Origin of the sequence: Microbulbifer sp. ALW1 (assembly GCF_009903625.1) — a bacterium.
Taxonomy (GTDB): domain Bacteria; phylum Pseudomonadota; class Gammaproteobacteria; order Pseudomonadales; family Cellvibrionaceae; genus Microbulbifer.
Genome location: NZ_CP047569.1, coordinates 2883836 through 2907327, shown reverse-complemented (window position 1 = coordinate 2907327; position 23492 = coordinate 2883836). Strand labels below are relative to the sequence as shown.

At 58.7% G+C, this 23492-nt stretch carries 18 protein-coding genes; 9 read left to right on the top strand and 9 right to left on the bottom strand.

All coding sequences use genetic code 11. From position 1 onward, the window contains the following. The first annotated feature begins 42 nt into the window (after positions 1–42). Positions 43–3750: a methionine synthase gene (gene metH, locus GRX76_RS12065; RefSeq protein ID WP_160153544.1), complete on the top strand. Its 3708-nt coding sequence runs from the start codon at positions 43–45 to the stop codon at positions 3748–3750. Positions 3751–3809: 59 nt separating this feature from the next. After that, on the top strand, positions 3810–4028 hold the full coding sequence (locus GRX76_RS12060) for a DUF2970 domain-containing protein (protein ID WP_160153543.1): 219 nt from the start codon (positions 3810–3812) through the stop codon (positions 4026–4028). Between the two features lie 141 nt (positions 4029–4169). Here GRX76_RS12060 and GRX76_RS19400 read toward each other — a convergent pair whose 3' ends face one another. Next, positions 4170–4304, bottom strand: a complete 135-nt coding sequence (locus tag GRX76_RS19400) for a hypothetical protein (RefSeq protein ID WP_255461803.1) — start codon at positions 4302–4304, stop codon at positions 4170–4172. Between the two features lie 305 nt (positions 4305–4609). Here GRX76_RS19400 and GRX76_RS12055 point away from each other — a divergent pair, with 305 nt between their 5' ends. Further along, positions 4610–6274: a nitrite/sulfite reductase gene (locus tag GRX76_RS12055; RefSeq protein WP_160153542.1), complete on the top strand. Its 1665-nt coding sequence runs from the start codon at positions 4610–4612 to the stop codon at positions 6272–6274. Then, positions 6258–6827 carry a DUF934 domain-containing protein gene (locus GRX76_RS12050; RefSeq protein ID WP_160153541.1) on the top strand — a complete coding sequence of 190 codons (570 nt, stop codon included), beginning with the start codon at positions 6258–6260 and terminating at the stop codon, positions 6825–6827. Before GRX76_RS12055 ends, GRX76_RS12050 begins: the two co-directional genes overlap by 17 nt. A 38-nt stretch (positions 6828–6865) precedes the next feature. On the opposite strand, the gene GRX76_RS12045 is transcribed toward GRX76_RS12050, so the two are convergent. The 5 genes from GRX76_RS12045 to GRX76_RS12025 form a co-directional block, all read right to left on the bottom strand. Beyond that, a complete protein-coding gene (locus tag GRX76_RS12045) occupies positions 6866–7978 on the bottom strand; it encodes an ArsA family ATPase (protein WP_160153540.1) in 1113 nt (370 codons plus the stop codon). 11 nt (positions 7979–7989) lie between these two features. Next, a complete protein-coding gene (locus GRX76_RS12040; protein WP_236250342.1) occupies positions 7990–8286 on the bottom strand; it encodes a cory-CC-star protein in 297 nt (98 codons plus the stop codon). 37 nt (positions 8287–8323) lie between these two features. After that, a complete protein-coding gene (locus tag GRX76_RS12035; RefSeq protein ID WP_160153539.1) occupies positions 8324–10000 on the bottom strand; it encodes a carbon starvation protein A in 1677 nt (558 codons plus the stop codon). Positions 10001–10202: 202 nt separating this feature from the next. Beyond that, entirely contained in the window at positions 10203–10829 is a 627-nt protein-coding gene (locus GRX76_RS12030) for an MliC family protein (protein WP_160153538.1), read from the bottom strand. A gap of 32 nt (positions 10830–10861) precedes the next feature. Then, positions 10862–12085, bottom strand: a complete 1224-nt coding sequence (locus GRX76_RS12025; protein WP_160153537.1) for a CaiB/BaiF CoA-transferase family protein — start codon at positions 12083–12085, stop codon at positions 10862–10864. A gap of 183 nt (positions 12086–12268) precedes the next feature. Here GRX76_RS12025 and GRX76_RS12020 point away from each other — a divergent pair, with 183 nt between their 5' ends. Continuing rightward, entirely contained in the window at positions 12269–12613 is a 345-nt protein-coding gene (locus GRX76_RS12020; protein ID WP_160153536.1) for a DUF962 domain-containing protein, read from the top strand. Positions 12614–12660: 47 nt separating this feature from the next. On the opposite strand, the gene GRX76_RS12015 is transcribed toward GRX76_RS12020, so the two are convergent. Continuing rightward, positions 12661–14106, bottom strand: coding sequence for a TyrR/PhhR family helix-turn-helix DNA-binding protein (locus GRX76_RS12015; RefSeq protein ID WP_160153535.1), 1446 nt, complete (start codon positions 14104–14106; stop codon positions 12661–12663). A 201-nt stretch (positions 14107–14307) separates the two neighbouring features. On the opposite strand from GRX76_RS12015, the gene phhA reads away from it, so the two are divergent. From phhA to GRX76_RS11995, 4 genes are all read left to right on the top strand, one after another. Further along, the gene (gene phhA, locus GRX76_RS12010) at positions 14308–15114 is read left to right on the top strand and encodes a phenylalanine 4-monooxygenase (RefSeq protein ID WP_160153534.1); all 807 of its coding nucleotides are present in this window, start codon (positions 14308–14310) and stop codon (positions 15112–15114) included. A 284-nt stretch (positions 15115–15398) separates the two neighbouring features. Further along, entirely contained in the window at positions 15399–15869 is a 471-nt protein-coding gene (locus GRX76_RS12005; RefSeq protein ID WP_160153533.1) for an Lrp/AsnC family transcriptional regulator, read from the top strand. A gap of 70 nt (positions 15870–15939) precedes the next feature. Continuing rightward, positions 15940–17607 carry an aminotransferase class V-fold PLP-dependent enzyme gene (locus GRX76_RS12000; RefSeq protein ID WP_160153532.1) on the top strand — a complete coding sequence of 556 codons (1668 nt, stop codon included), beginning with the start codon at positions 15940–15942 and terminating at the stop codon, positions 17605–17607. A gap of 87 nt (positions 17608–17694) precedes the next feature. Then, entirely contained in the window at positions 17695–18864 is a 1170-nt protein-coding gene (locus tag GRX76_RS11995) for a cation:proton antiporter (RefSeq protein ID WP_160153531.1), read from the top strand. A gap of 194 nt (positions 18865–19058) precedes the next feature. Here the strand turns inward: GRX76_RS11995 and GRX76_RS11990 are convergent, their stop codons facing one another. Beyond that, complete coding sequence (locus GRX76_RS11990) at positions 19059–22226, bottom strand: efflux RND transporter permease subunit (RefSeq protein WP_160153530.1); 3168 nt, start codon at positions 22224–22226, stop codon at positions 19059–19061. Beyond that, the gene (locus tag GRX76_RS11985; protein ID WP_160153529.1) at positions 22223–23491 is read right to left on the bottom strand and encodes an efflux RND transporter periplasmic adaptor subunit; all 1269 of its coding nucleotides are present in this window, start codon (positions 23489–23491) and stop codon (positions 22223–22225) included. Before GRX76_RS11985 ends, GRX76_RS11990 begins: the two co-directional genes overlap by 4 nt. Position 23492: the final 1 nt, after the last annotated feature.

The window sequence follows — 23492 nt, the reverse complement described above, 5'->3', positions numbered from 1 at the left end:
AAGATTGCCGCCTTTTTCGATCCCCGGTTTAAGGAAATGACCATGTCGGACGCCCGGTCTCAGCAGTCCCGTGACCAACGTATCAAGCAGCTTCACAACGCCCTCGCGGAGCGCATCCTGATCCTGGATGGCGCCATGGGCACCATGATCCAGCGCGAGAAGCTTGAGGAAGCGGACTACCGCGGTGAACGCTTTGCCGACTACCCGTCCGATATCAAGGGCAACAACGACCTGCTGGTCCTGACCCAGCCGGACCTGATCGAGCGTATCCACCGGGACTATCTCGAGGCCGGTGCCGATATCATCGAGACCAACACCTTCAATGCCACCCGCCTATCCCAGTCCGATTACGACATGGAAGACTTGGTGCCGGAGTTGAACCGTGTGGCTGCCGAAGTGGCCCGCCGCGCTGCAGATGCCCTGTCCACCCCGGACAAGCCGCGCTTTGTTGCAGGGGTACTGGGCCCGACCTCCCGCACCGCCAGTATCTCGCCCGATGTGAATGACCCGGGTGCGCGCAACGTCACCTTTGATGCGCTGGTGGAGAACTATATCGAGTCCACCAACGCACTGATCGACGGTGGCTCGGACATCATCCTGATCGAAACCATCTTCGATACCCTGAATGCCAAGGCGGCCATTTACGCGCTCAAAGAGGTGTTTGATCAGCGCGGTTTTGAGCTGCCAATCATGATTTCCGGCACCATTACCGATGCCTCGGGCCGTACCCTGTCCGGCCAGACTACCGAAGCCTTCTACTATTCCGTGGGTCACGCCAAGCCGCTTTCCGTGGGCCTGAACTGTGCCCTCGGCGCCACCGAGTTGCGCCCCTATGTAGAGGCCCTATCCGGCGTCTGTGCCGAGCACGTTTCTGCCCACCCCAATGCCGGCCTGCCGAACGAATTCGGCGAGTACGACGAAACGCCGGAAGAAACCGCGGCCATCGTCGCCGAGTTTGCGCGCAGTGGCTTTATCAACATTCTCGGTGGCTGCTGCGGTACTACCCCGGAACACATCCGCGCGATTGCCGATGCGGTCGCGGATGTAGCCCCGCGCAAACTGCCCAAGCTGAAACCCGCCCTGCGCCTGTCCGGCCTCGAGCCCTACGTGGTGGATGAAAACGCGCTGTTCGTAAACGTGGGCGAGCGCTGTAACGTTACCGGCTCTGCGCGCTTCAAGCGCCTGATCATGGAAGAGGATTACGACACCGCGCTACAGGTTGCCGCCGCCCAGGTGGAAGACGGTGCCCAGGTAATCGACTTCAACATGGACGAGGCGATGCTGGATTCCGTTGCCGCCATGCGCCGTTTCCTGAATCTTTGCGCTACCGAACCGGACATTTCCAAAGTGCCGTTTATGGTGGACTCCTCCAAATGGGAAGTGATCGAAGCGGGCCTGCAGTGCATCCAGGGCAAACCCATCGTCAACTCCATCAGCCTGAAAGAAGGTGAAGAAGACTTTATCGCCAAGGCCAAATCCTGCCTGCGCTACGGCGCCGCGGTGGTGGTGATGGCATTCGATGAAGACGGCCAGGCCGACACCTTCGAGCGCAAGATCGAAATCTGTAAACGCAGTTACGATGTGCTGGTGGACAAAGTCGGCTTCAATCCCTGCGATATCATTTTCGACCCGAACATCTTTGCGGTCGCCACCGGTATTGAAGAGCACAACAACTACGCAGTGGACTTTATCCAGGCCACCCAGTGGATCCGCGAAAACCTGCCGGGCGCCAGCGTGTCCGGCGGCGTTTCCAATGTGTCTTTCTCCTTCCGCGGCAACAACCCGGTGCGCGAGGCCATTCACTCCGTATTCCTGTACTACGCCATCAAGGCGGGCCTGAACATGGGCATCGTCAACGCCGGCCAGCTGGCGGTGTACGACGACCTGCCAGATGAACTGCGGGAAAAGGTCGAGGACGTCATTCTCAATCACAACGACGACGCCACCGAAGCGCTGCTGGATATTGCAGAAAAATACCGCGGCGACGGTGCCACCGCCGAGCGCAAGGAAGACCTCGCCTGGCGCCAACTGCCAATCAACGAGCGACTGGCGCACTCGCTGGTAAAAGGGGTCAACAACTTTATTGAGGAAGATACCGAGCTCGCCCGCCAGGCTGCTGCGCGCCCACTGGACGTAATCGAAGGCCCACTGATGGACGGTATGAATATCGTCGGCGATCTGTTTGGCGAGGGCAAAATGTTCCTGCCCCAGGTGGTGAAATCCGCGCGCGTAATGAAACAGGCGGTGGCCTACCTGCAGCCTTATATCGAGGCAGAGAAGACCGAAGAGAGCAAGCCCAACGGCCGCATTCTGATGGCGACCGTAAAAGGTGATGTACACGATATCGGCAAAAACATCGTGGGCGTGGTGCTGGCCTGTAACAACTTTGAGGTGATCGATCTCGGCGTGATGGTGCCCGCGGAAACCATCCTGCAAACCGCAAAAGACGAGAAGTGCGACATCATCGGCCTTTCCGGCCTAATCACCCCGTCCCTGGATGAAATGGTCCATGTGGCTGCGGAAATGGAACGCCAGGGCTTTGATATCCCCCTGCTGATTGGCGGCGCTACCACCTCCAAGGCGCATACTGCGGTGAAAATCGATCCGCAATTCAATCGCAACCAGACGGTGTATGTCGCAGATGCCTCCCGAGCGGTCGGTGTCGCCAGTAAATTGCTGTCTGACGAGCTGCGCCCGGAATTTGTCCAGAGTATTCGGGACGAGTACGAAAAAGTGCGCGAGCGCACCAAGAACCGCAAGCGCAACGACCCGCGCCTGACCTATGAAGAAGCACTGAAGGCCGGCCCGCAATTCGATTGGGCCAACTTCACGCCAAAGGTGCCGAACAACCCAGGCCTCACCGTGCTGGACGATTTCCCGCTGGAGAAACTGGTCGACACCATCGACTGGACACCCTTCTTCATCTCCTGGGACCTGGCGGGCAAATATCCAGCCATTCTCAACGACGAAGTCGTGGGTGAAGCGGCTACCGACCTGTTCAAAAATGCCCAGACCATGCTGGCGGACCTGATCGACAACAAGCGCCTCAAGGCCCGCGCCGTGTTCGGCCTGTGGCCGGCCAACTCGGACGGTGACGACATCATCGTTTACAGCGACGAAAGCCGCAGCGAGGAAGTCGCCCGCCTGCACCAGATGCGCCAGCAAATTCAGAAGCGCGGTGGCGACGGCTACTGTCGCTCCCTTGCGGACTTTGTAGCTCCGGTCGGATCCGGTGTAGCGGACTATGTGGGCGGCTTTGCCGTAACCACGGGCATCGGTGCCGACGAACTGGCCGCAGAGTATGAAGCCAAGCACGATGACTACAGTGCAATCATGGTGAAGGCCCTCGCCGACCGCCTGGCGGAATCCTTTGCGGAATACCTGCACCGGGAAGTGCGCAGGCAGTACTGGGGCTACCAGGCCGACGAAACCCTCAGCAACGAAGACCTGATCAAGGAAGCCTACTCTGGCATCCGCCCGGCCCCCGGCTACCCCGCCTGCCCGGATCACACGGAGAAGGCCACCCTGTTCAAGCTGCTGAATGCGGAACAAAATGCGGGTATGGAGCTGACCTCCAGCTTTGCGATGATGCCAGCGGCCGCGGTTAGCGGATGGTACTTTGCCCACCCGGAATCCAAGTATTTCAATGTGGGCAAGATCGGGCGTGACCAGCTGGCAAGCCTGGCCGAGCGCAAAGGCATGACCGAACAGCAACTGGAGCGCTGGTTGCGACCGAACCTCGAAGACTGACCGCTGTGCCCTGAAGCCGCGCCAGCGGCGAACGGAAGGCGAAACCGCAGGAAGATGGTATGAGTGAAGACAACAAGGATCAGAAACCCTCTTTCGGCCAGGTAGTGCTCAGCACCCTGGCCGCGGCGATCGGCGTTCAGACCAACAAAAATCGGGAAAGGGATTTCAAGGGCGGGAGTATCAAGACCTATATCGCCGCCGGGCTTATCTTCACCGCACTCTTTGTGATCACACTGGTGCTGGTCGTGAAGACGGTACTCGGCAACATGGGGCAATAATCGAGCAATAGTGGCCCAATAATGGAACACTAAAAGTCCCAGGGAATGGCAAAGGCAAAAACTGCCCGGAACCACGAGGTTCCGGGATAGCGACCTATCTCAAGCTACGGGCTAGCGGTCAGCGGGCCCGCAATCGAGGCCTCAGCCTTGTGAAGCGACCCAGAATATACAGGTAGCGACGAAAATGGCCACCAGTGCCACTGCCGCAAGGGCATCTACCAGGTTATCGCTATCGTCGGATACAACTACTACTTCTCTTACTGCTTCATCACTCATCGGAATACTCCGTCAGTTAAGAACTCATTATTGTTTTTAAAGGTAGCAGTGCCGCAAGAATGCGACTTTCCAAGTAGATCAAATCCCCGTTGGGCCTGCAATAGCGCGGTTTTTGATCCGCGCAGGGTATTACCCAAGGCTTATAACCGAAGGTTACTAAGTTAGCGAAAAATATTGTTATTTTTCGTATAAGGCGACTGGTATGTTATGCGCCATCTCACGGTGGCTGATAGCCTCAAGAGCGCCTGTCGGGCGCCGGTTGCGCCCTGAGAGTCGGCGTAAAAAAGCAATGGAATCAAGCTCTTATGTATCAATACGATGAACAGGACCACAAGCTGATCCGGGAACGGGTGGCCCAGTTTCGCGGACAGACCGAACGCTATCTCGCCGGTGAACTGAGCGAAGAAGAATTTCTGCCCCTGCGCCTGCAAAACGGCCTTTATGTTCAGCGTCTTGCTCCCATGCTGCGAATTGCCGTGCCCTACGGCCTGCTGAACAGCACTCAGGTGCGCCGTCTGGCCCATATCACCCGCAAATACGACAAGGGTTACGCCCACTTCACTACCCGCCAGAACGTACAGCTGAACTGGCCAAATCTGGAAGATGTGCCGGATATCCTCGCCGAGCTGGCCGAAGTGGAAATGCACGCGGTACAGACCAGCGGTAACTGCATCCGAAATACCACCACCGACCAGTTTGCCGGCGTTGCCCGGGACGAGCTGGTGGACCCGCGCCCCTACTGCGAACTGATTCGCCAGTGGTCCACCTTCCACCCCGAATTCGCCTTCCTGCCGCGCAAATTCAAAATCGCCGTCTGCGGCACTGAACAGGACCGCGCAGCCATCCGCGCGCACGATATCGGCGTGCAGATCGTCAAGAACGATCAGGGCGAAACCGGATTCCAGATCTTTGTGGGCGGCGGCCTGGGCCGCACCCCGATCATCGGCGTCGCCATCCGCGACTTCCTGCCGGAAGTGCACCTGCTCTCCTACCTGGAAGCCATTGTGCGTGTTTACAACCAGTTGGGCCGCCGCGACAACAAGTTCAAAGCGCGCATCAAAATCCTGGTGAAGGCGCTGGGCCCGGAAGAGTTTGCCCGCCGCGTGGAAGCCGAGTGGGAACAGATCAAAGACGGCGCCGACCAGCTGACCCCGGAAGCCATCCAGTGGTCCAAGCGGTTCTTCCCGGAGCACGCGTACAAAACCGTCAATGGTGGTCATGCAGAAGCGGTACTGCGTGATCAGGCGGGCCAGGAAAAGGCCTTTGCCCGCTGGCTGGAACGCAACACTTTCCCGCACCGGGTTCCCGGTTATCAGGCTGTGACCCTGAGCACCAAGCCCACCGGCATTCCACCCGGTGACGTAACCGACCGTCAGCTGGAAGCCATTGCCGACCTGGCCGATGAATTCAGTTTCGGCGAGGTGCGGGTAACGCACGAACAGAACGTTGTTCTGGCCGACGTCGAGCAGGAACGACTGTTCGAGCTGTGGCAGGCGGCGCGCAAGAACGGCTTTGCGACACCGAATATCGGCACCCTCACCGACATGATCTGCTGTCCGGGTGGCGACTATTGCTCTCTGGCGAACGCGAAATCCATCCCGGTGGCGGAAGCAATCCAGCGCAAATTCGACGACCTGGATTATCTCTACGACCTGGGTGACCTGGACCTGAACATTTCCGGTTGTATGAATGCCTGTGGCCACCACCACATCGGCCATATCGGCATTCTTGGCGTCGACAAGAAAGGCGAAGAGTTTTATCAGGTACAGCTGGGCGGTAGCGCCAGCGAGAAAGCAAGCCTCGGCAAGGTACTGGGCCCGAGCTTCTCCCGCGAGGAAATGCCGGAAACCATCGGCAAACTGCTCGATGTATTCGTCGAAAACCGCCAGCCGGAAGAATTGTTTATCGACACCTACAACCGTATCGGGCTGCAGCCATTCAAGGAGCGTGTATATGCCAAAGCCAGCTAACCCCTCCGTGAAAAAGCCTGTAGGTGCGCTGCCGGAGAATCCCGAGCGCCTGATTATCGATGGCGAAGTTGTAGCCAATGGGTGGAACCTGTTGCCACTGGACGGTGACACCGAGATTACCGCAGAGAATCTGGCCCCCGGCAAAGTGATTCTGCCGCTGACTGTGTGGCTGGCACTGCGCGAACAGTTAGCCGAGCGCAAAAATGAAATCGGCGTTTGGCTGGACAGCGATGAAACGGCGGAGCTGATCGGTGACCAGGCTTCCGAGCTGCCATTGATCGCGGCGCACTTCCCCGCCTTTACCGATGGCCGCGCTTTCACCGCCGGCCGCCTGTTGCGCCAGCGCTATGGATTTGAGGGTGAGTTGCGTGCGGTAGGTAATTTTATCCGCGACCAGCTGACGTACCTCAAGCGCTGTGGCTTTAACGCCTTTGCTTACCAGGGCGACCAACCGCTGGAAGGACTGCTGGACTCCATGCAGGACTTTACCGATAGCTACCAGGCAGCGGTAGACCAGACACAGCCAATCTTCCGCCGCCGTGCACTGGGCTGATTTACGCTGAATTAGCAGAGCTAATCGATCAATACCAATTACTGCCCGCCAGCGATGCTGTCGGGCAGTTTTTGTTTAGAGCCTTGATTGCTGGATTGTTTTTGCTGGTCCTGTTGACCCAATAGATCATCCGCAAAACGCGACAACCCCTCCCTCCCCTTCAGGGGCGCGCCCGTCATTGGCAGCTGCCAGCGTGGCAAGTTACCCAGATCCTTTTCGACTTGGTCCAGCACAGCCTGCTGCTGTCCAAACATACTTTGCAGGAACTCCACCTGCTCGGCCGCAGCCGGCAGCAGCCGGTTCAAAATCAGGCCGGCTACCGGAATACGCTCTGCCTGCAAGGTCGCGACCGCCCGCCGGGTCTCCTGCAGAGGCAAGATTTCCGGGGTCATGACAAACAGAAAACCGGTTGTGCGGGCGTCCCTAAGTGCCTCGCCGGCCTCGCGAAAGCGATTTTGCCGCTCTTGCAGCGGGGCTAACACCTCAGGGAGCACCTCAGGGAGCGCCTCAGGGAGCACCTCAGGGAACGCCTTTTGTCCACGGCTTTCCGCAAAGGGATTATTGATATCTTCACCGGATTGGAGATGACTGAGGAGATCTTTGAAACGCCCGCTGCGCTTTTTCTGAGCCAGCAGGCCTGCCGTCCAGGCCGCCATCAGTCGAGGCAAAGCGAGCAGGCGTAAGGTGTGCCCGGTGGGCGCCGTATCGAAAATAGTCAGATCGTACTGCTCCCGCTGCTGGATCAGCCGGGTCATTTCATCGAGCAGTGCCGCTTCTTCGGCCCCGGGAGAGTGACGGGTAAGATGCAGCTGCCGCTCCAGATGCGGGCGCTGGCTCAAGGCCACATGGGGCAGCATCTGTTTGCGAATAAATTCGAGATAAGACGCGACGGCCAGTTCCGGATTCAACTCTAGCGCGCGCAGCGGTAGCCCTTCACCAGAGATATCCGCTATCCCCGCACGAAAATGACATTCGAACAGATCGCCAAGGTTGTGCGCAGGGTCGGTGGAAACCAACAAGGTGTTTAGCCCGCGGCGGGCGGCAAGCAAGGCCAGGGTTGCAGCCAGGGTCGTTTTGCCGACGCCACCTTTGCCACCCACCAATATCAGGCGGCGCTGCAACAACTGGCTTAGATTGAGGTTAGCGGCCATGGAATCCCCCCCTAACAGCAGCGCAGCTCATCCAGCGGCGAGCGCTCCATGCCCATACGCTGATGCCACTGGTGAAAACGCTCCAGCATCAAAGGCTGCAGCTCCAGGGTGTAAAAGCTGACCGGATTGGGAATACCCAGAGACTCGCAGTACACCAGCAGCATGAACAGGTCTTCTTCATCCCGTTCGGCGCGAGCGATGGCGCCGCGGTACGGCGCCTTGTAATACGCTTCCAGCTGCTCGCCGATACGGCGGAAAACCAGTTTGAGATTTCGGGGCAATCCGGGCTTTTCCGATGTATCCATCATCCGCTTCCTGCATTCCCTGCGTGCGCTTGTGTTTTAGTTACCCATCTTCTCTTACCGTTTGCGTCGCCGGCCTTCGAAACGCCGACGCACATTCCAGTGCCACCAGCATGGCGGCCACCAGAACCACCAGATCAAGACTGAACAAGAACCAGTCGCTCTTCTGGTAAAACTCGTTCAGCTGAATCAGCAACGCTGCCAGGGTCATCAACAACAGAAAAACCAGCGGGATAAGGGTGACCCAGTAAGGGCGCTTCAGACGCACCAGCATCAGTGTGATTACCAGCAGGGTGAGGCCAGCCAGCAGCTGGTTAGTGGTGCCAAATAACGGCCAGATCAACAACCCGCCAGATCCATCCGCACCACCGGCCCCAAACGCCAATAACAGGCAGGAGCTTACCGCCATCAGCGTGGCCGGCAGCGGTTTGCCCAGCCAGCGCAGATTGTAGATCTCACCAAATTCCTGAAAGATGTAGCGCTGCAGGCGCAGGCCAGTATCCATGGTGGTACCGGCAAACAAAGCGGCCATCACCGTGAGCATGGTGCCCGAAATTGCCGAGTCTATTCCCACACCCGCATTCAGAATCGCCGCACCGCCATCCACAAACGCCTGCACACCGCCCTGGCCAAATCCGGAATACACCACCTGCCAATCCGCCAGAGACGCGAAGCCCGCGGTTGCCGCAATAATCGCCGCAAGAGCCAGCGCACCCTCCCCTACGGCACCGAAATACCCCACAAAGCGGGCGTCAGGTTCCCGGTTCAATTGTTTCGACGTGGTGCCAGAAGCGACAAGACCGTGGAATCCAGAAATAGCCCCACAGGCGATGGTGACAAATAACAGCGGTAACAGCGGCGGCGCCCCTTCGGGCACCTGGTGATTGATCATGGGCGCGACCACTTCCGGGCTGGCAATCAGCACCGCGGAATACAGCAGCATCAACCCCACAAACAGTTGCAGGCCGTTGATGTAGTCTCTCGGTTGCAGCAATACCCAAACCGGCAGCAGTGAGGCCACGGCAGCGTAGGCAAACAGGATCAGTATCCAGGTAGCACTGGCGGAGATGCCTGCGACCGTTTCCGGCAAGGTCACCGGCACCGACGGCCCGACATAGATCAGCGCGTAGAGCGCGATTACCCCGAACAGGGAGACCAGCCCCAGATTGAACTTAAAGCGATAAATCAGTTGCCCGATTACCAATGCCACGGCAATGGCGCCCCAGATTGGCACGACGGAACCGGGGTTTTTGATCAGCAGGCCCGCAATCACCACACCGAAGACGGCATTCACCATCAACAGCACCAGGAAAATAACGATCATGAAAATACTGCGAGCGCGCTTGCCCACCACGTGACCGGTAAGAGAGCCCACCGAGAGCGCGCGGTTGCGTACGCTGGCCCAGACGGCGCCGCTGTCGTGCACTCCGGCAAAAAAAACGGTTCCGAATACGACCCAGAGAAATGCGGGCAGCCAGCCCCAGATAACCGCGATCGCCGGCCCCACAATGGGAGCAGCGCCGGCTACGGATGTGAAATGGTGCCCCCAGAGCACAAATTTGTTGGTGGGGACATAATCCACCCCATCTTCAAATTCGTGTGCCGGAGTGACGAAGTCGGGATCAAAACGGTAGATACGGTCGGCGATATAGCGGGAGTAAAAATAGTAGCCGGCAGCCATGCCGCCGAGGCCCAGCAGCATCAGTAATATCGCGCTCATGCAAAGCATCCCTGTTATGCATTATTCGTTGCAGGCTGTTCACCGGGTTCGCCAAGCGGACTGTCTCAGTGAACCAGCCGGGCCCATCCATCAACGAATACTGCTCTACAGGAAACGCGCCCAGCCCCAGAGATACTAGCCCAGTCGCGTGAAACATCACCGAAAGCTGCGCTCAATTCATTGTTTTGGCGCGAAAATCAAATTAGCTGCGCACCTTGCAGTGCATTTCCGTAGTGCCATAGCCCCATACCACCTTGGCCTCACCCTGGTGCTCCCAGATACTCATACCGGGGCCGACATATTTGCTGCCGCTGGCGGTGCGGGAAATGGTAAGGATCGATTCCTGATCTTGATACCGGGCCAGGGCCGCGGGCGGGTCAGTATCAAAGTAAGCGACGGTCACCTCTGCCCCATCGCACAGATAGGTTGTTTCCGCTGTTACTGATGCCAGGCCGTAGTGCATCTGCAATTCCAGCATGCGTCGCTGGTAGCTTCCGGCAACACACAGCGGCTTGTCCTGCTCTTTCCAGCACTCATTGCGGCCTTTGATCCAGCCCCGCTGCCGCGCTTTGAAGTACTTGTCTTGTGCGGCCTTTTCCGTCTGGCTCGCCGCCTTAAATACCTCCGCCATTTTCTGATCCAGCGCGGCCAGCGCACTATCTTTACAGATCAGTTCTTCAATGGAGCTGTTGAGTTTTACACTGCAGTCATAGGTGGGTTTGACCTTCTCCGGCTCTGCAGAAGCAAGCTCGCCATTGCCGCAGGCCGAAATCGCCGCGCAGAGCGTCATGAATAGAGCCAGAAATTTTCCCTTGCGCGCCCAATACATATTGCACTCCTATTACTTACCTCGGCCATTGATTAAATCACGCCCCGTGCGTTTAGCGCTTTTACCTCGTCTTCACTCAACTTCAGGGTCGAGCGCAGTACTTCACCGGTGTGTTCGCCCAATACAGGCGGTGGCTGGTCGTAAGCCAGCGGCGAAGCAGAAAACTCCAGGGGATTGCGCACCGTCTTTACCCTGCCCGCCGTTGGGTGCGGCTGCTCAACCACCATGCCTCGCGCCTGCACCTGCGGATCGGCAAACACCTGCTCCAGATCGTTGATGGGCCCGCAGGGCACGTGGACAGCACTTAGCTGCTCCAACCACCAGGCTGCCGGTTTTTTGCGGGTGGCCGCTTCAATAACAGGCACCAGCTTTTGCCGGGCCATTACCCGGGCGTTGTTGGTGGCATAAGCCGGATCCACCGCCACCGTATCCAGTCCGGCGACGGCGCAGAACTTCTGAAATTGCGCATCGTTGCCAACTGCCAGCATAAAATAGCCGTCACTCGCGGGCACGGCCTGATAAGGGACAATATTCGGATGTGCCGTTCCCTGCCGCTGGGGGCTTACGCCCGACGTCAGGTAGTTCTGCGCCTGATTGGCAAGCCAGGCCACCTGGGTATCCAGCAGCGCGAGATCCAGTTGCTGCCCTTCGCCGGTTCGGTCGCGATGGATAACCGCGGCCAAAACACCGGAAACCGCGTACATGCCTGTCATCAGGTCGGCAACGGCCACACCCACTTTTTGCGGTCCGGCGCCGGGTTCGCCCTCGGGCACCCCAGTCAGGCTCATCAGGCCTCCCATGCCCTGGATCATGGCATCGTAGCCAGCGCGATTCGCATAGGGGCCCGTCTGGCCAAAGCCGGTGATGGAGCAATAGATGATCCCCGGGTTCACCGCCTTGACCGAAGCGTAATCAAGCCCGTACTTCTTGAGCCCGCCCACCTTGTAGTTCTCCAGCACCACATCACAGTGTTTTGCCAGTTCCAGAATCAGCTGTTGCCCCTCAGGCCGAGTGATATCCACGGTGATGGACTTCTTGCCACGGTTGGCACTCAGGTAATAAGCCGCCTCCGCGGTGTCCTGCCCAGACGAGTCCTTGAGATAGGGAGGCCCCCAGTGGCGGGTATCATCCCCCGTTCCGGGCCGCTCTACTTTGATCACCTCCGCTCCAAAATCCGCCAGTACCTGCCCTGCCCAGGGGCCTGCCAGAATCCGGCTGAGATCGAGAACTTTGAGATGGGCTAATGGACCGGCCATGTTTCCGCCTTTGCTTTACGACTGGAGAGAGTTTTTGGGGTACTTTTGACGCACGATATTGTGATCACAAAATGCGTCGGGCGAACAATAACAGATTGCGAACTGATTGGTCTAAACCACTGACCAACGTACACTTTGGAGAGCCCGAAAATAATCCATAACACCAGATAACAGGATAGCGAGATGACGGACAGCGCAATGACCGAACCTGAAACTCAAAAAGACGCGCCACGGTTTGACTCTTTCAAGGCGTTTTATCCCTACTACCTGCGGGAGCACAGCAACCTGACCTGTCGACGTCTGCACTTTGTGGGCACCGGGCTGGTAATTGGCCTGCTCATCACCGCGGTCATTACACAACAATGGCTATTGCTCGCCGTATTGCCTGTTGCTGGCTACGGTTTTGCCTGGGTGGGGCATTTCTTTTTCGAACACAATCGCCCGGCCACCTTCAAAAATCCCTTCTACTCCCTGTGGGGTGACTTTGTGATGTTCAAGGACATACTGCTGGGCAATATCAAGCGTTAGGCCCCGACAATACGCCAAACTAACCAGTATTCTTTAACCGATCCAGCCTAGCCCAGTCCGTATTTACGCAGCTTATTGGCAACGGCAGTGTGGGAAATACCCAGCTGCCGGGCCAGCGTTCTTGTCGACTGCTGGCCTGCGGGCAGCGCCTGTAACATTTCTTCCAGAATGGCCCGCTCGACCTTGTCCATCCGCTGGCGCAGGGTCAGCCCGCGCCCCCAGTCCTGCCAAGGTAACTGCTCTGCCATGGCGGCCGCAGGCAAGTCTGCCAGGCTGATGACGTTGCTCCGGGCACTCTGATTTGCGCCGCCTTCTGCATGCGCCAAAGCACCCTGCAAATGGGCGCTTAGCCCGCGTAAATTGGTCGGCCAGTCCAGCGACATCAAAACCTGACGGACCGCATCATCCAGCTCAACTGCGGCGCCGGCGGTCTCTGCCAGTATCAACTGTGCAAAGTCGGCAATCGCTGGACGCATACTACGTAGCGGCGGCAAAGTGATCTGGTTGAGCAGTAATTGGCGCAAAGCCGGGATCAGGGAAATTGAGGAAGCGGCAGAAACCATCAACCGGGGCGGCATGGCGCCGCGCAGGAGATGTTCGGCCAGCAAGCGCTGTATTTCGTCTGGTGCCTGCTCCAGATCATCGATCAGCACCACCGCATCACCGCCCAGCGCCGCCGCATCACGCAACACCTTTTGATCCAGCTGGCGACCGGACAAGTACCGGAGCTGGCCAGTTTCCGCGAGCGGACACAGGTAATAGGCCGCCTGCAGAAAGGTCGTTTTGCCACTGCCGGCCTCCCCGCTGATCAGCAACGGCTCTTCAAGTGGCGCCAGTTGCTGCAACTTCAGACAGGCCTCACGCCGCTTGTCGAGATCCCACAGCACCCGGGGCTCGGGACGCTCTTGCGGTTCGCCCTCTTCCGCCGACAGTCGCTGCAAGGTAATCACCGCCCCCGCCAGCGAGGCCACAGCGCCCGGGTCATCGGCCAGCGCGATGGGGGACCAGTCGAGGGTATAAGCCCGGCCCCGCACTGAAACCGGCAAGCCATAGCGCGGTACCGTAAAACCCCGTAACAGCTCTTTCAGCTGCAAGCGGGGCAGGAAACGTTGCAACTGCATACCCGGTGCCTGACCGAGACTGACCCCCAGCGCCCGCGCAGCCGCCAGATTGGCCGCGATGATGCGCCCATCCCGATCCACCGACAGCACCGGTTCCGCCACGTGCCGCAGCAGTGTATCCAGTTCGAAATGGCGCCGCTCCGACGGAATCAGGGCAATACGGCGCACCGAACGCACCCCTGGCACCCGCTGCAAGGATTTTTCGATGGCCTGAAATTGCGTGACCAGAAGGCCAGGGGCGGACAGGTAGACCTTGTCACCACTGTCGCCACCCAGCTCACCCGACGCAACATTCACCCGATATTCGGAAAAGATCCCCATGATTTCTTGCAGGATACCTACGCGATTGCTGCAGGTTATTTCGATACGCATGGCTCGCCTGTAAATATTTCTTTACAGAAAGTCTAGCGCTTCGCCTGCCGCAACCACAAGATCTGCCACTGCGGACCTGCCATTGTCAGCGCAGGGTGTCTAAGAATAGAGAAGAGATATCTGCACCAATAAAAACAACAGACACAGCATTACGGTGACACTGAATACCAGACTCGCCGGTGCTGAACGATGGAGGTAGCCATGAACAATTCCGGCACTAAAAAGCCCAGCAAATATGTGGCCCGCGAGCCCGATGCCAACGGCTTTATCGAATACTCCGAGCTGGAGCACCAGACCTGGCAACAACTGATCGAGCGCCAGCTGGAAATCGTGCCGGGCCGGGCCTGTGACGAATACCTGCACGGCCTGGAATTGCTCGACCTGCCCCGCGACCGCATTCCCCAGCTCGACGAAATCAGCAGCGTACTGCGCCGGGAAACCGGCTGGGAAGTAGCCCGGGTGCCGGCACTGATCGGGTTTGAAACCTTCTTCCGCCTGCTGTCCGAGCGCAAATTCCCGGTGGCAACGTTTATCCGCACCCCGGAAGAATTCGACTATCTGCAGGAACCGGATATTTTCCACGAGATATTTGGCCACTGCGCCATGCTCACCAACCCGGCCTTCGCCAACTTCACCCAGAAATACGGCGAGCTGGGGCTCAAGGCTTCCCCCAAAGAGCGCGCCTACCTCGCACGACTTTACTGGTTCACCGTGGAATTCGGCCTGCTGAAAACCGATGACGGCCTGCGCATCTATGGCGGCGGCATTCTGTCTTCGCCCAAGGAAACCCTTTACGCTCTGAGTGATGCACCCGCTCGCGCGCCCTTCGAGGTGATCGACACCCTGCGCACGCCTTACCGGATCGATATCGTCCAGCCCATCTACTACGTACTGAACGACCTGGAAGACCTGCAACAGCTGACCGAGATCGACCTGATGGCTCGGGTACGCGAAGCCATGGCCGCCGGTCTCTTCGAGCCGCTGTTCCCCCCCAAAGAAGCGGCCTGACCGCCTCAGGACATTTTTCCAACAATCCCCTGTTGCTTGGCCGGGCATTGCCCGGCTTTTTTGATGTCGAAAAGCGCGAGAGAAAATTCCACTACTGACACCCCATTACTGAGATTATCGTTACAGGCATCACAAGGGGTGCAGCCAAAGGGTTCTTCGGAACTGATCCCACGTCGGATCTGGCTGCATCGCTCAAAATCACTGGGGTATTTTGTTGCAACGGATAGCGAACCAAGCGTTAGTTATGGAACCGATCCCTGCGTTTTCGGGAGATATGTAGCACTATGTCCTCACTCGACGCGATTGATCGACAACTTCTTGCCATCCTTCAATCTGATGTTAGTCTCTCCATCGAAGAGCTGGCCGAGCGCGTGGGCCTTACCAAGACCCCCTGCTGGCGCCGGATACAGAAATTGGAGAAAAGCGGCATCATCCGCCGCAAAGTCGCTCTGCTGGACGCGGAGGTACTCGGTCTGCCGGTCTCGGTTTTTGCCCAGGTAAAAACCAACCAGCACAGCGCGGAATGGGCGGAATCCTTCTCCCACGCCATGGCCGACTTGCCCGAAGTTGTAGACTGCTACCGCATGGCAGGCGACTACGACTACATACTGCGAGTCGTGGTCAGTGATGTGGCAGCCTATGACCGCTTCTATAAAAGACTGATTGCCCACTCGGGAATCTCCGACGTGGCCTCCTATTTCGCCATGGAGCAGATCAAGAGCACCACGCAGCTGCCCATACCAACCGGTGAATGACACCAGCTCAATTACTGTTTTACGCAACGCCCGCGGGTGATCCCTGCGGGCGCAGTCAATTGAGGTTGTCATGTCCGCTAATAATTCCATTAAAACCGCAGCCATCACCGCCGATTCGGAAACCGAGCAGCTACTCGCACGTATCCGCGACAGCGTGATCGGTGAACGCATGCCCATGCAAACGCCCTTCGGCCAGCGCCCCCTGATTTACGCGGACTACACCGCATCCGGACGCGCCCTCACCTTTATCGAAGACAGCATTCGCAACCGGGTTCTGCCCTGGTACGCCAACACCCACACGGAAACCTCAGCCACCGGCCGCCAGACCACCGCCTTTCGTGAGCAGGCCCGCGCTGCCGTGCGCAAATCCGTCAATGCAGGTGAGGACCACGCGATTATTTTCTGCGGCGCTGGCGCTACCGCCGCCGTCAATCGTTTAGTTGATTCTCTTGGTCTGCGCACCGATTGCTACGAGCGCTTCGGCGGCCGCAACGGCGAAATCCCGGCGGCAAAACGCCCTGTGGTGTTTATCGGCCCTTACGAGCACCACTCCAATGACCTGCCGTGGCGGGAATCCATCGCTGAAGTAATCACCATCCCCCAGGATGCCAAAGGCGGTGTCGACCTCGACGCACTGCAGCAGGCGCTGGATAAATTCGCCGATCGCCCACTGAAAATCGGCAGCTTTTCCGCCGCCTCCAATGTCACCGGTATCCGCACCGACGTCGATGCCGTCACTCGCCTGCTGCACAAAAACAACGCCCTTTCCTTCTGGGACTACGCCGCCGCCGCGCCCTACGTGGGCATCGACGTTCAGGGCGAAGATGCACTGGCCAGCAAAGACGCTCTGTTTATCTCTCCGCACAAATTTGTCGGTGGCCCCGGCACCCCGGGCATCCTGATCGTGCGCCGCTCACTGTTGCCACAAGACCAACCAGCCGTCACCGGCGGCGGCACTGTCTCCTGGGTCAGCCCCGGCCGACACACCTACCTGCCTGCCGGCGAACGCCGCGAAGAAGCCGGCACCCCCGCCATCGTCGAGTCCGTACGCGCGGGCATGGCATTTGCGCTGAAAGACCAGGTCAGCGCCGCGGTCATCGAACAGCGCGAGGCCACCTGGATCCAGCGCGCGTTCAGCCGCTGGGGCAACAATGAAAACATCCAGATACTCGGCGGCACCGAAGCCGAGCGCGTCAGCATCGTTTCCCTGCACATACTGCACGAAGGAAAACCCCTGCATCACGGCTTCGTCGTAGCCCTGCTCAACGACCTCTTCGGTATCCAGGTACGCGGCGGCTGCTCCTGCGCCGGCCCCTACGGCCACCACCTGCTGCACCTGACCGATGAACAGAGCACTGCCATTGAAAAGCTGGTGAGTGAAGGTGAAAGTATTCTGAAGCCCGGCTGGGTTCGATTGAACTTCAACTACTTCCTCGATGAAGAGACCGTGGACTACCTGATCGACGCCATCGAACTGATCGCGAAATTCGGCGATCGCATCCTGCCTTACTACCAGTACGACACCCGCCATGGCGTCTGGCGTTATCAGGGCGAAGTGGCGGATGAGCCATTGAGTTTGAGTTTTGATGCCGATGAACAGCCACCGGCAAAAGTTGAGACTCCGCTGCAGGAGTTCATACAACAGGCACGGCCTTTGCTTGAAAACCCTGTGGGTACAAAATGCGAACAGCCGGTGCTCTCAAGTGAAGGCGAAAACCTGCGCTGGTTTAAGTTATAACGTATAGAACGTTGAAAATAACCGGTGTCCGCGCCGATAATGCAGACACCGGTTACGATTTTTTCAAGTCTGCTACAAGGATGCGCAGTGCCTGAGACCTCCCTGTTCCAGTCGTTCTTCCTGATCTTCAGTGGCGCCGCCATTGTCGCATCGCTCGCCCTGTGGGGCCGCCAACCGCTCTTGGTTGCCTACATCGCCCTCGGCGTACTTCTCGGCCCCTCCGGCTTCGCCATCATCGACAACGTCAACCTGATGGCCGAAATGTCCAACATCGGCATCATCTTCCTGTTATTCCTGCTCGGGCTCGACATGCAGCCCAAAGCACTCATCTCGGTGCTGCGCAAAGCCACCTTCGTCGGCCTTATCAGCTGCGCCCTATTTCTCGGGCTTGGCTACGCCATCGGCCGAGTCTTCGGCTTCACCGACACCGAATCCTGGGTCATCGGCATGGCGATGATGTTCTCCAGCACCATCATCGGCATCAAACTCCTCCCCACCACCGTATTGCACCACAAACACCTGGGGGAAATGATGGTTGGCCTGCTCCTGTTCCAGGACTTCGTCGCCATCACCTGCCTGATGATTCTGCTAAGTGGCAGCACCGGCTCCGTCGACTTCACCCGCCTGGGCATCTCATTTGCCGCACTGCCGCTGCTGATCGCCTTTGCCTGGGGCGCCGTGCGCTACATACTCCAGCCGCTACTGGCCAGGTTCGACCGCTTCCACGAATACGTGTTTCTGTTGGCACTGGGCTGGTGTATGGGGTTGGCGGAACTGGCGGAAGTCATGGGCCTGTCGCGGGAAATCGGCGCCTTCATCGCCGGTATCACCCTTGCCACCAGCCCCATCTCCCAGTACATCGCCATCAGCCTGAAACCCCTGCGGGATTTCTTCCTGATCCTGTTCTTCTTCAGTCTGGGGGCGCAATTCCACCTGGACATGGTGCCGGAAATCGCCTTCCCCGCGGTGGTTGCTGCTGTTGCGGTACTTGCGATCAAACCGGTGGTGTTCCGCTATCTGCTGGGGCAACAGAGCGAACGGACGATTCTGGCGTGGGATATTGGATTCCGGTTGGGGCAGATCAGCGAGTTTTCACTGTTGATCGCGTATCTGGCGATGAGTCAGCAGCTGATTGGCAGTGCCGCTTCCCACCTGATTCAGGCGACGGCGATTCTTACCTTCCTGGTATCGTCTTACATCGTGGTGCTGAACTTCCCCAACCCCATTGCCATCAAGGATCACCTGCGACGGGATTGAGTTGGCTGAGTGGTTTTCAAGCCGGCACAGTGGCGGCCAAGCACCGGGGATGGGTTTTCAAAACCGCTGTAAATACATCCCTGTACGCTGCGTCGGCGACATCCCTGTCGCCGACGCTTTTCAAAACCCATCCCCGGCACTTCGCCTTCGCATCGAAGCAGTGCACTTCGCTATCGGCACAAATATATAGACCCTTACGGTGTTACAGTGCTTTTGCGAGTCTTGGAAAGCAAAAAACCAAAGGCAGCTGGAATATCCTTGGAGAACATCAAGTACAGGCAAGGCACCAGCAACAATGAAATCGTAGTGGCCGCAAGAATCCCGTAGCCCAGTGAAATCGCCATCGGGATCATGAATTTCGCCTGTACCGATGTTTCAAAAATCATCGGCATCAAACCACAAAAGGTGGTTACCGTCGTGAGAATGATCGGCCGGAAACGGCGGGCGGCGGCGGCCTTGATGGCGTCGGTGATTGGCGTCCCCTGCTCCCGTAGGCGGTTGCCGTATTCAATCATCACCAGGGTATCGTTGATTACCACTCCCGCGAGCGCCACCATCCCCAGCAGGCTCACCATACTCAGGCCATAGCCCATCACCAGGTGCCCGAGTAGCGCACCGATTACCCCGAATGGAATCGCCACCATCACCGTCAGCGGCTGAATATAACTTTTCAGTGGGATCGCCAGCAGAAAATAAAGTACCGCCAGGGTCAGGGTAAAGGTCAGCCCGAGCGAGGATAGCCCCTCGCGCTCATCGGCCTGACGCCCCTCGTAGGAAATCGAAAGCCCCGGATACTGCCCGCGCAGCTGCGGCATTACCGTCTGGTCCAGTTCGTTGATCACCAGGGCTGCCTGGTCCGCCGGCTCCACGTTGGCCGTCACCGTCATTACCCGGCGGCCCTCGCGGCGATTGATGGTCGCGTAAGCGCGCCCCTGATCGATTTCCACCAGATCGGGCAACGGTAGCCAAAGGCCGTTGCCAGCGCGGATCATGATGCTGTGTACATCATCCAGTGTTACCCGCTCTTCTTCCGGCAGGCGCACCATCACCTTGACCTGATCGCGCCCCCGCTGCTGGCGCATGGCCTCGGCGCCGTACAGCGACGCGCGCAATTGCCGGCCAATATCCTCGGCGGTTAGGCCGAGGCTTTTTGCGGTGTCGGTCAACGTCAGATCCAGCTGGCGCTTGCCCTGGGAAACACCGGCGTCGATATCGCCCACCGCGGGGAAACCTTTCAGTGCATCCGCCAGCTGCATCGCCGCTTGTTCCAGAAGATCGGTATCGGTATGGCGCAGCTCCACGGTCAGTGCCGGGCCTGCGCCGGGGCCGCCGCGATCACTGGCAAACGTCGAGCTGAGCGCGCCGGGAACCGGGCCCACCGCCTGGCGCCAGCGACGTACAAATTCGCCGGTGCCCACGGTGCGCTGGTCACCGGGTGTCAGGTAAACATCCACCTGCACCTGGTCATCGCGAATCAGGCCGCGCATGCCGATAAAAAAGCCTTCGCGGCCGGTCTCTTCCAGTATCTGGTCCGCGGCGCCCATAATCTGCTTGCGCGCGCGATCCAATTGCGCCTCGGCGGTGCCGGGGGGAAAGGTGACCTGCACCCGGCCGGAATCCCGCTCCACTTTGGGCATCAGGGTAAAGCCCATGCGCCCGCTGCCCGCATAGCCAATCATGACGATCAGGATGGCAACGGAAATGGCGATGGTGATATATCGGTGGCGAACGCAGAGATCGAGAAAGGGCTTGAAGCGCTTCTCTACAAAGCGATCAAGGCTGCGCGCGATCATTTTCTGCCGCGCGGCAAAGCGGCGCGCCGTCCGGCTTTTATGCCCACGCTTGGAATACGCCAGGTGAGCGGGCAGGATAAATAACGCTTCCACCCAGGAAATCGCAAACACCGTACCCACCACAAAGGGAATGACACCGAAGATTTTGCCCATAAAGCCGGGCAATTCGGTGAGCGGGATAAACGCCACAATGTTGGTGAGAATGGCAAACGTCAGCGGCACCGCAACCTGGCGAGCCCCTGCCACCGCGGCTTCAAAATTGCTGTAACCCTGTTGCCGCCATTCGTGAATGTTTTCACCGGCAATGATCGCATCGTCCACCACTATCCCGAGGGCGATAATAAACGCGAACATACTCACCATATTGATGGAGATATCCATCGCCGGCAGGAACAGCAAGGCGCCCAGGAAGCTGATGGGAATGCCGAGGGTTACCCAGAAGGCCAGGCGCAATTCCAGAAAGGCCCCCAATACCACAAACACCAGCAGCAGGCCGATAAAACCATTTTTAAGCAGTAGCGACAGACGCTCCTTGAAGATTTCAGAGTCGTCGTCGCGCACACTGACATGGATTCCCGGCGGCAGTGTCTCACGGATTTCCGCCAGCACTTCGTGGGTGGCATCACTGACGCTCATCGGTGTCTGGTCGCCGATCCGGAAAACATCGATACCTGCGGCGGGTTCGCCGTTAAACACCATATTGCGCGGTTCATCCACTAGCGCATCACGAATGCGGGCAATATCCCGAAGGCGTACGGTACCGCCGCCTTCGCTCTGGGCAATGGCAATATCCCCGAACTGTCGCGCCCAATCCCGGCGCTCGGTCACCCGCACCAGTATCTCTCCGGCCTGGGACTTGACCCCACCGGCGGGCACATCCACCGCGGCGTTGCGCACCAGCTGCGCGATATCCGGCAGCGACAGGTTATAGCGACGCAGGTCATCCCGATCCACCTCGATCGCGACTTCGTAATCGCGGACACCGTAGGCTTCCAGCTGGGTGATATCCGGGTGGGCTTCCAGCTTGTCGTACACCTGCATCACAAATTCCCGCAGGGTGCGGTCATCCACATTGCCGTGTATCACCAGATCCAGCACATCGCGCTTGCGCTCGGCGAGGCTGACCTGGGGCCGTTCGATATCTGACGGGAAAGTACTGACCCGATCAATGGCGGCCTGTACATCCTGGAATACTTTATTGGCATTGGCGTCTTCATCTAGCTCCAGTGTCAGGTTGGCACTACCCTCGCCCGCACTGCCGCGCAGCTCCTTGATACCTTCAAGGCCCGTCACCGCCTGCTCCGCAGGCACCAACACGCCACGCTCCACTTCCTCCGGACTGGCCCCGGGGTAAGAAATGTTTACCGAGACCATGTCCAGGCTGAACTCGGGAAACACTTCTTTCTTGATGGAAAATGAAAAGATCAGGCCGCCGATCAAGAACACCAGCATCAGCAAGTTGGCGGTAACGTGGTTGTGGGTCATCCAGGCGATGGCGCCGTGACTGGTATCGATCCGCGCCCGTTTGCCGCGCCCCGGAAGGTTGCTATTGCTCTCGCTAGTACTCATCCGCGTTCACCATCGGTACCGGCCTTGCGGGGTGGATCGGGCAATTCTGGCGGCTCGGACTTTTTCTGGTCTGCTGCCGGACTGCGCTGCGGGCGTCCGGATTTGGCACCAGGAACTTGCCCTGCCGCACGTACCGGCATGTTTTCGGTCACGCTGGTGAGGCGAGTGGTTATCAGGGTTTCACCTCCGCGCAGCCCGCCCGCGTTCCCCCGCTCCAGCACCGCGAACTCCTCGTTAAAGTGCGCGACTTTGACCGGCTGGATATGAATTTTTCCGTCGACCACCACCCAGACCATATCGCCGTCCTGTAGCGCCGTCAGGGGAATACGCACCTGCTGGCCATCCGCGCGGCCGGTAATCTCCACGCGCGCCAGATCATTCAGCAGCAGTTGCGGGCGTGCAGGATCGGCAATGCCCAGGGGATCGTCCAGCTCCACCAGTACGCGGGCGAGCCTGCCCTGCTCTTCCAGTACCGGGATCACACGCACAAAACGACCCTGGCGATAAACCCCTTGCGGCCATTGGCTGCCGCGGATGCGTACTTCCGCACTGGGGGTTTTCAACTGCGGCAGCTGGCGCGCCGGCACTTCCACTTCGATCTGGAATTTGTCGGCACCCGCCAGGCTATAAAGGATTGTGCCCGGAGCAACCCGGTCACCCACATCCACGCTGCGGGATACCAGCAAGGCGTTAAATGGTGAAGCAATGCGAGTCAGGCGCAGATCCCGCTGCGCCAGCTTTACCTGCGCCTCTGCCGCATCCACCCGCGCGCGGGCCGCCGCCAGCTGCGGCTCGCGCAATACCAGGGACTGATCAGCACCCGGCAGCGATGTACCGAGCAATTCAAATTCTTCCTGTGCGACCTGGCGCTGACCCTGCTCCTGCTGCAATTCCGCACGCCGCTCTGCCAGGGTACTGCGCACCGATTGCAGCGCAAGTTCGTAGGGCTCCCGCTCAATGCGCACCAGCGGCTGCCCCTCGTTCAGGGTCGACCCCGGCCCCAGGTCGTAATCCAGCCACTCTACCCGGCCATCCACCTGAGGCTGCAGGTCCACCAGCTCCCGCGCACTCACTTTACCCAGGGCTTTCACTACCAGGGGAAACTGGCCGTATTCCGCCCGCGCGACTTCTACGGTAAGCGGCGGCGCTTTGCGCTCAGCTCGCTGCATGGTTGGCTTTTCCCGCAACAGCCAACTGGACAAAAGCGAAGCCAGCACGATCAGCGCGATCGGAATGGCGATGCTCCAGTTGATTTTATTCAGCATT

Bases quoted from the DNA above. Each gene is read 5' to 3' on its own strand.
- metH (WP_160153544.1), top strand. From the start codon at position 43: ATGTCGGACGCCCGGTCTCAGCAGTCCCGTGACCAACGTATCAAGCAG.
- GRX76_RS12060 (WP_160153543.1), top strand. From the start codon at position 3,810: ATGAGTGAAGACAACAAGGATCAGAAACCCTCTTTCGGCCAGGTAGTG.
- GRX76_RS19400 (WP_255461803.1), bottom strand. From the start codon at position 4,304: ATGAGTGATGAAGCAGTAAGAGAAGTAGTAGTTGTATCCGACGATAGC.
- GRX76_RS12055 (WP_160153542.1), top strand. From the start codon at position 4,610: ATGTATCAATACGATGAACAGGACCACAAGCTGATCCGGGAACGGGTG.
- GRX76_RS12050 (WP_160153541.1), top strand. From the start codon at position 6,258: ATGCCAAAGCCAGCTAACCCCTCCGTGAAAAAGCCTGTAGGTGCGCTG.
- GRX76_RS12045 (WP_160153540.1), bottom strand. From the start codon at position 7,978: ATGGCCGCTAACCTCAATCTAAGCCAGTTGTTGCAGCGCCGCCTGATA.
- GRX76_RS12040 (WP_236250342.1), bottom strand. From the start codon at position 8,286: ATGATGGATACATCGGAAAAGCCCGGATTGCCCCGAAATCTCAAACTG.
- GRX76_RS12035 (WP_160153539.1), bottom strand. From the start codon at position 10,000: ATGAGCGCGATATTACTGATGCTGCTGGGCCTCGGCGGCATGGCTGCC.
- GRX76_RS12030 (WP_160153538.1), bottom strand. From the start codon at position 10,829: ATGTATTGGGCGCGCAAGGGAAAATTTCTGGCTCTATTCATGACGCTC.
- GRX76_RS12025 (WP_160153537.1), bottom strand. From the start codon at position 12,085: ATGGCCGGTCCATTAGCCCATCTCAAAGTTCTCGATCTCAGCCGGATT.
- GRX76_RS12020 (WP_160153536.1), top strand. From the start codon at position 12,269: ATGACGGACAGCGCAATGACCGAACCTGAAACTCAAAAAGACGCGCCA.
- GRX76_RS12015 (WP_160153535.1), bottom strand. From the start codon at position 14,106: ATGCGTATCGAAATAACCTGCAGCAATCGCGTAGGTATCCTGCAAGAA.
- phhA (WP_160153534.1), top strand. From the start codon at position 14,308: ATGAACAATTCCGGCACTAAAAAGCCCAGCAAATATGTGGCCCGCGAG.
- GRX76_RS12005 (WP_160153533.1), top strand. From the start codon at position 15,399: ATGTCCTCACTCGACGCGATTGATCGACAACTTCTTGCCATCCTTCAA.
- GRX76_RS12000 (WP_160153532.1), top strand. From the start codon at position 15,940: ATGTCCGCTAATAATTCCATTAAAACCGCAGCCATCACCGCCGATTCG.
- GRX76_RS11990 (WP_160153530.1), bottom strand. From the start codon at position 22,226: ATGAGTACTAGCGAGAGCAATAGCAACCTTCCGGGGCGCGGCAAACGG.
- GRX76_RS11985 (WP_160153529.1), bottom strand. From the start codon at position 23,491: ATGCTGAATAAAATCAACTGGAGCATCGCCATTCCGATCGCGCTGATC.